We start from the raw sequence: 5,862 nt of genomic DNA, 5'->3' as shown, positions 1-5,862 counted from the left end.
CTGCTGTTCCTTGCGTTCGCCATTGACCCAGCCCAGCAAGTTCAGATGATCGGCCATGCCCTGTTCCTTGCGGCGCGTGCGGCAGCTGGTGCAGAAGAAGGCCAGTAAATTCGGCGTCGGCCTCGCGCTCGATCCACCGGCGCCTGCGCTGGTGCGGCTGGGCGCTGCCTTCGTCGCAAGGCCCGAATTGGCGGACCGCGCTGCGCTGGTCAGCGCAGCGGACGAAGTGCTGGCAGGCCGCTGGAATGTATTTGCCATGCGCGGGCGCCAGCTCGGCTTCCCGCCGCAATGGAACCGCGATCCGAAAACCGGCACCGTGGCGCCAATGAGGCTGGGTAAAGCCATCGACTACCGCAGTGAGCATGTGGTAGGCGACATTAAATACCTGTGGGAGCCGAGCCGCCATCTGGAACTGGTGACGCTGGCCGCAGCCTGGCGGGCAACGGGCGACCGCCGCTACGCGGAAGGTGCGCGCACGCTGCTGCTGTCATGGTTCGAACAATGCCCGTATCCGATAGGCGTGCACTGGACCAGCTCTCTGGAACTGGCTGTGCGCTTGCTGAACTGGGCTTTCGCCTGGCAACTGCTGGGCGACGAAGTGGGCAAGCACCCGGACTTCCAACGCCGCTGGCTGGACAACATCTACCAGCACTGCCACTTCATCCGCGGCTACTTCTCGCGCCACTCGTCCGCCAACAATCACCTGTTTGGCGAGTACATGGGGCTTTACGTCGCCAGCTTGCAGTGGCCGTGCTGGCCCGAGAGCAAACGCTGGCACGCGGTTGCGCGGCGCGGGCTGGAAATTGAAGCGCTGAAGCAGAACGCATCCGATGGCGTGAACAAAGAGCAGGCCATCTACTACCAGCACGAAGTAATGGACATGATGCTGCTCTGCCAGCACATTGGCGCCGCCAACGGCGAGAGCTTTTCGCCAGCCTATTTGCAGCGCCTGGAACGCATGGCCGAATTCGTGGCCGCGCTGATGGACGTCGGCGGCAATGTGCCGATGACCGGCGATGCCGACGATGCGCAGATGGTCCGCATCAGCTACGAACCGGACTGGAATCCTTACCGCTCGCTGCTGGCCAGTTGCGCCATTCTGTTCAGCCGCGCGGATCTGAAGGCGAAGGCGGGAGCGCTGGACGACAAGAACCGTTGGCTATTCGGCGCAGAAGGCGAGTCGCGCTGGCGCACGCTGACGCCGGCGGAACCGGAACGGCCGGTAATGGCCTTTCCGGAAGGCGGCTACTACCTGCTGGGCAGAGCCTTTGGCACGCCACAGGAAGTGCGCATCGTCGCCGATTGCGCGCCGCTGGGTTACCTGTCCATTGCCGCGCATGGCCATGCCGATGCGCTGTCTTTCACTTTGTCGGCCGGTGGCGAAGAGTTGCTGATCGACCCTGGCACCTACGCCTACCACACCCAAAAAGCGTGGCGCGACTACTTCCGCGGCACTGCGGCACACAACACGGTTCAGGTTGATGGGCAGGACCAATCCGAGATCGGCGGCAACTTCATGTGGCTGAAAAAAGCCCATGCAGAACTGGTCGCCCATCGGGTCGATGGGGAACATCAATTGTTCGAAGGAAAACAAGACGGATATTGCCGTCTGGGTGATCCTGTGCTGCACCGCCGCATGATTGCGTTCGATTCCAATCGGAACGGGGTAGTTGTCAAAGATATCTTAGAATGCATTGGCGAGCATGAGGTGGCTTTGCACTGGCATTTCGGGGAGAAATGCCAGGTCGAGACGACACCTGACAGTGTGCTTGCAACGACGAGAACGCGGAGCTTGAACATGACATGCAGTTTCGGCGAAGGTCCGAAATTATTGCATTGCAGCACGACTCCTGTCGCGGGCTGGATCTCGCGAAAGTTCGACGAAAAAGCTGGCATCACGACGGCAGTGTGGCGCGGCAAAATCCGCGGCACCACCGAGATCGTGACCGAGATTGTTTTGGCGGCGGGCCACTAGCCCGTCCAACATCAAAGGAGCAGCATCTTGAAAATCAGTATCTTTGGCATGGGCTATGTAGGCGCTGTTTCGGCAGGTTGCCTCGCAACGGATGGCCACGAAGTGATCGGCGTTGATCCCAACCGCACCAAGGTTGATCTGATCAACCAGGGCCAGACGCCCATCATCGAAAAAGACATCGGCGAGATGATCGCTGCCACGGTGAAGGACGGCCGCCTGCATGCGACCGACGACGTGCGCCATGCCGTCATGAACACCGATATGTCGCTGATCTGCGTTGGCACGCCGTCGCAGCTGAACGGCAATCTCGACCTGAGCGCAGTGCGCAAGGTATGCGAGCAAATCGGCGCCGCGATCAAGGACAAGAAGGGCTTCCACGTCGTGGTCGCGCGCAGCACCATGCTGCCAGGCTCCATGCGTTCGGTAGTGATTCCGGCGCTGGAAGAATCGTCCGGTAAAAAAGCGGGCGAGGACTTCGGCGTCTGCAACAACCCGGAATTCCTGCGCGAAGGCACGGCGGTGCATGACTATCACCATCCGCCCAAGACCGTGATCGGCGAGACCGATGAACGCGCCGGCGAAATGCTGCTCAAGCTGTACGAAAAAATGGATGCGCCGGTGGTCCGCACCAGCGTGGAAACGGCTGAAATGGTCAAGTACACCGACAACACCTGGCACGCGCTGAAGGTGGCTTTCGCCAACGAGATCGGCAATATCTGCAAGGCGGTCGGCATCGACGGCCATGAAGTGATGGAGATCTTCTGCCAAGACACCAAGCTGAATCTTTCCTCCTACTACATGAAGCCGGGCTTCGCGTTCGGCGGCTCCTGCCTGCCGAAGGACGTGCGCGCGCTGACCTACAAGGCTCGCGCGCTGGACCTGGAACTGCCGCTGCTGAATTCCATCCTGCCGTCCAACACCAAGCAGGTCGAGAAGGGCCTGAAGATGGTGATGGACAAGGGCAGCAAGAAGGTCGGCATTCTGGGCTTCTCCTTCAAGGCCGGCACCGACGACTTGCGCGAGTCGCCGCTGGTCGACGTGATCGAGCAACTGATCGGCAAAGGCTATGAGCTGCGCCTGTACGACCGCAATGTGAACCTGGCCGCGCTGACCGGCGCCAACCAGGACTACATCCTGAACATGATTCCCCACATCTCCAAGCTGATGATGACCTCGATGGCGGGCGTGCTTGATTTCGCCGACACCATCGTGATTGGAAACGGCGCTGCCGAATTCAAGGATGTGCCGAATATGCTGAAACCAGGCCAGAACCTGGTGGACCTGGTCCGCATCAGCAAGGAACATAGCGGAGGGGCTTACGATGGCATCTGCTGGTAAGCGTGTCCTGATCCTGGTCGAGAACCTGCCGTCGCCGTTCGACCGGCGCGTGTGGCAGGAGGCGACCACGCTGCGGGCGCACGGTTACGAGGTGTCCATCATTTGTCCGACTGGGAAGGGCTACGAGAAGCGCTACGAAGAACTGGAAGGCATCCATATCTACCGCTACAAGCTGCCGCTTGAAGCGGAGGGCGCCAAGGGCTATGCGATCGAGTATTCACTGGCGCTGTTCCACACCTTCCGCCTGGCGCTGAAGGTGCTGTTCCAGCGCGGTTTCGACATCATCCATGCCTGCAATCCACCCGACCTGCTGTTCCTGATCGGCGGCTTCTTCAAGCTCACCATGGGCAAGAGGTTCCTGTTCGATCACCACGACATCAATCCGGAACTGTATGAAGCCAAATTCGGGCGGCGCGATTTCTTCTACAAGCTGATGGTGCTGTTCGAGCGCTGGTCGTTCAACACGGCCGACGTGTCGATCGCCACCAACGATTCGTACAAGAAGATCGCCATCGAACGCGGCGGCATGGACCCGGACAAGGTCTACGTGGTGCGCTCCGGACCCAAGCTGGACCGCCTGCGCGTGCTGCCGCCGGTGGAGGCGCTGAAGAAGGGCCGCAAATACCTGGTCGGCTATGTCGGCGTGATGGGCGCGCAGGAGGGCATCGACCTGCTGCTGGCATCCGTACGCCACATGGTGCACGACATGGGCCGCACCGATGTGCAATTCGGTCTGGTCGGCGGCGGTACGTCGCTGGAGCAGATGCAGGCGCTGGCGCAGGAACTGGGCGTGGCGGACTACGTCACCTTCACTGGCCGCGTGCCCGACCAGCAGCTGCTGGAAATGCTGAACACGGCCGATGTCTGCGTGAATCCGGACGTGGCCAACGACATGAACGACAAATCCACCATGAACAAGATCATGGAGTACATGGCGCTGGCCAAGCCCATCGTGCAATTCGATCTGGTGGAAGGCCGTGTGTCGGCCCAGGATGCCTCGCTGTATGCGAAAAAGAACGATCCGGTGGACATGGCGAAAAAGATCGCCGAGCTGCTGGACGATCCCGAGCGCCGCGCGCGCATGGGCGAGTACGGCCGCAACCGCGTGGTCAACGAGCTGGAATGGAAGTACGAAGCGCCCAAGCTGCTGGCAGCGTACGAGCGCCTGTATTCGGATACGGCCCCGCGTCCCAGTGCGCTGCGCCAATTGAGCAATAAGGAAGCGGAATGAACATCCTCGTTACTGGCGGCATGGGTTATATCGGCTCTCACACGGTCGTTGAGCTGATGCAGGCCGGCCATGACGTGGTGGTGGTCGATAACCTGACCAATGCCGACATCTCGGTGCGCCATCGAGTGGCCCGCATCACCGGCCGCGAATTCTCCTTCCAGCAAGCGGATATCCGCAATCGCCAGGCGATGGAGGCACTGTTCAGCGTGCACAAGTTCGACGCGGTGGTGCACTTCGCGGGCCTGAAGGCAGTGGGTGAATCGACCGAGCAGCCCTTGCGCTACTACGACAACAATGTCGGCGGCAGCGTGGTGCTGTTCGAAACCATGGCGGCGGCAGGCGTGAAGACGCTGGTGTTCAGCTCTTCCGCCACGGTGTACGGCGATCCGGCGCGCGTGCCGATCACGGAAGACTTCCCGCTGCAGGCCACCAATCCTTATGGCCACAGCAAGCTGATGATCGAAGAAATCCTGCGCGATACCGCGCAGGCCGACGCCAGCTGGCGCATTGCGCTGCTGCGCTACTTCAATCCGATCGGAGCGCATGCCAGCGGCCTGATTGGCGAAGCGCCGAGCGGCATCCCGAACAATCTGCTGCCTTATATCGCCCAGGTGGCGGAAGGGCGGCGCGATCATCTGAACGTATTCGGCAGCGACTGGCCGACGCCGGACGGCACCGGCGTGCGCGATTACATCCACGTGGTCGATCTGGCGGTGGGCCACGTCAAAGCACTGGACAAACTGGCGGCCACGCCAGGCTTACATACCTACAACCTGGGAACAGGGCGCGGCAGCAGTGTGCTGGAGATGGTGCGCGCCTTCGAAACGGCCAGCGGCAAGCCGGTCCCCTACAAGATTGTCGCAAGGCGACCCGGAGACATCGCCGAATGTTATGCAGATACTGGCCTCGCCGAGCGTGAGCTTGGCTGGAAGGCTCAATACGATGTGGCGCGCATGTGCCAGGATGCCTGGCGCTGGCAGTCCTCATCCAAATAGCCGAAAGGAACGATTATGAAAGCGATGATTCTGGCGGCCGGCAAAGGAACGCGGGTACGCCCTTTGACTTATGAATTGCCAAAACCGATGATTCCCATCCTCGGCAAGCCGGTGATGGCTTATCTGGTGGAGCATCTGGCCAAGTACGGTGTGACGGACATCATGGTCAACGTCAGCTACCTGCACGAGAAAATCGAGGAGTATTTCGGCGAGGGACACCAGTTCGGCGTGCAGATCGGCTATTCCTTCGAAGGCTATACCAACGACGAGGGACACCAGTTCGGCGTGCAGATCGGCTATTCCTTCGAAGGCTATACCAACGA

General features: G+C 60.6%; 5 protein-coding genes. All 5 read left to right on the top strand.

Translation table 11 applies throughout. The annotated features are described in order from the left end of the window. The first annotated feature begins 88 nt into the window (after window positions 1-88). Window positions 89-1,975, top strand: coding sequence for an alginate lyase family protein (locus AB4Z11_RS20380; protein WP_442027269.1), 1,887 nt, complete (start codon window positions 89-91; stop codon window positions 1,973-1,975). Window positions 1,976-2,002: 27 nt separating this feature from the next. After that, the gene (locus AB4Z11_RS20375; RefSeq protein ID WP_442027267.1) at window positions 2,003-3,313 is read left to right on the top strand and encodes a nucleotide sugar dehydrogenase; all 1,311 of its coding nucleotides are present in this window, start codon (window positions 2,003-2,005) and stop codon (window positions 3,311-3,313) included. Beyond that, window positions 3,297-4,544, top strand: coding sequence for a glycosyltransferase family 4 protein (locus AB4Z11_RS20370; protein WP_442027265.1), 1,248 nt, complete (start codon window positions 3,297-3,299; stop codon window positions 4,542-4,544). Before AB4Z11_RS20375 ends, AB4Z11_RS20370 begins: the two co-directional genes overlap by 17 nt. Then, the gene (gene galE, locus AB4Z11_RS20365) at window positions 4,541-5,539 is read left to right on the top strand and encodes a UDP-glucose 4-epimerase GalE (protein ID WP_442027263.1); all 999 of its coding nucleotides are present in this window, start codon (window positions 4,541-4,543) and stop codon (window positions 5,537-5,539) included. Before AB4Z11_RS20370 ends, galE begins: the two co-directional genes overlap by 4 nt. Window positions 5,540-5,554: 15 nt before the next feature. Further along, a partial coding sequence (locus tag AB4Z11_RS20360; RefSeq protein WP_442027262.1) for a nucleotidyltransferase family protein occupies window positions 5,555-5,862 on the top strand: 308 nt, incomplete at its 3' end.

Source organism: Pseudoduganella sp. RAF53_2 (assembly GCF_052113985.1).
In the GTDB taxonomy this organism is placed as follows: domain Bacteria; phylum Pseudomonadota; class Gammaproteobacteria; order Burkholderiales; family Burkholderiaceae_D; genus Rugamonas.
Note: the sequence above shows the minus strand (reverse complement) of the source record. Positions and strands in the feature narration are given on the sequence as shown.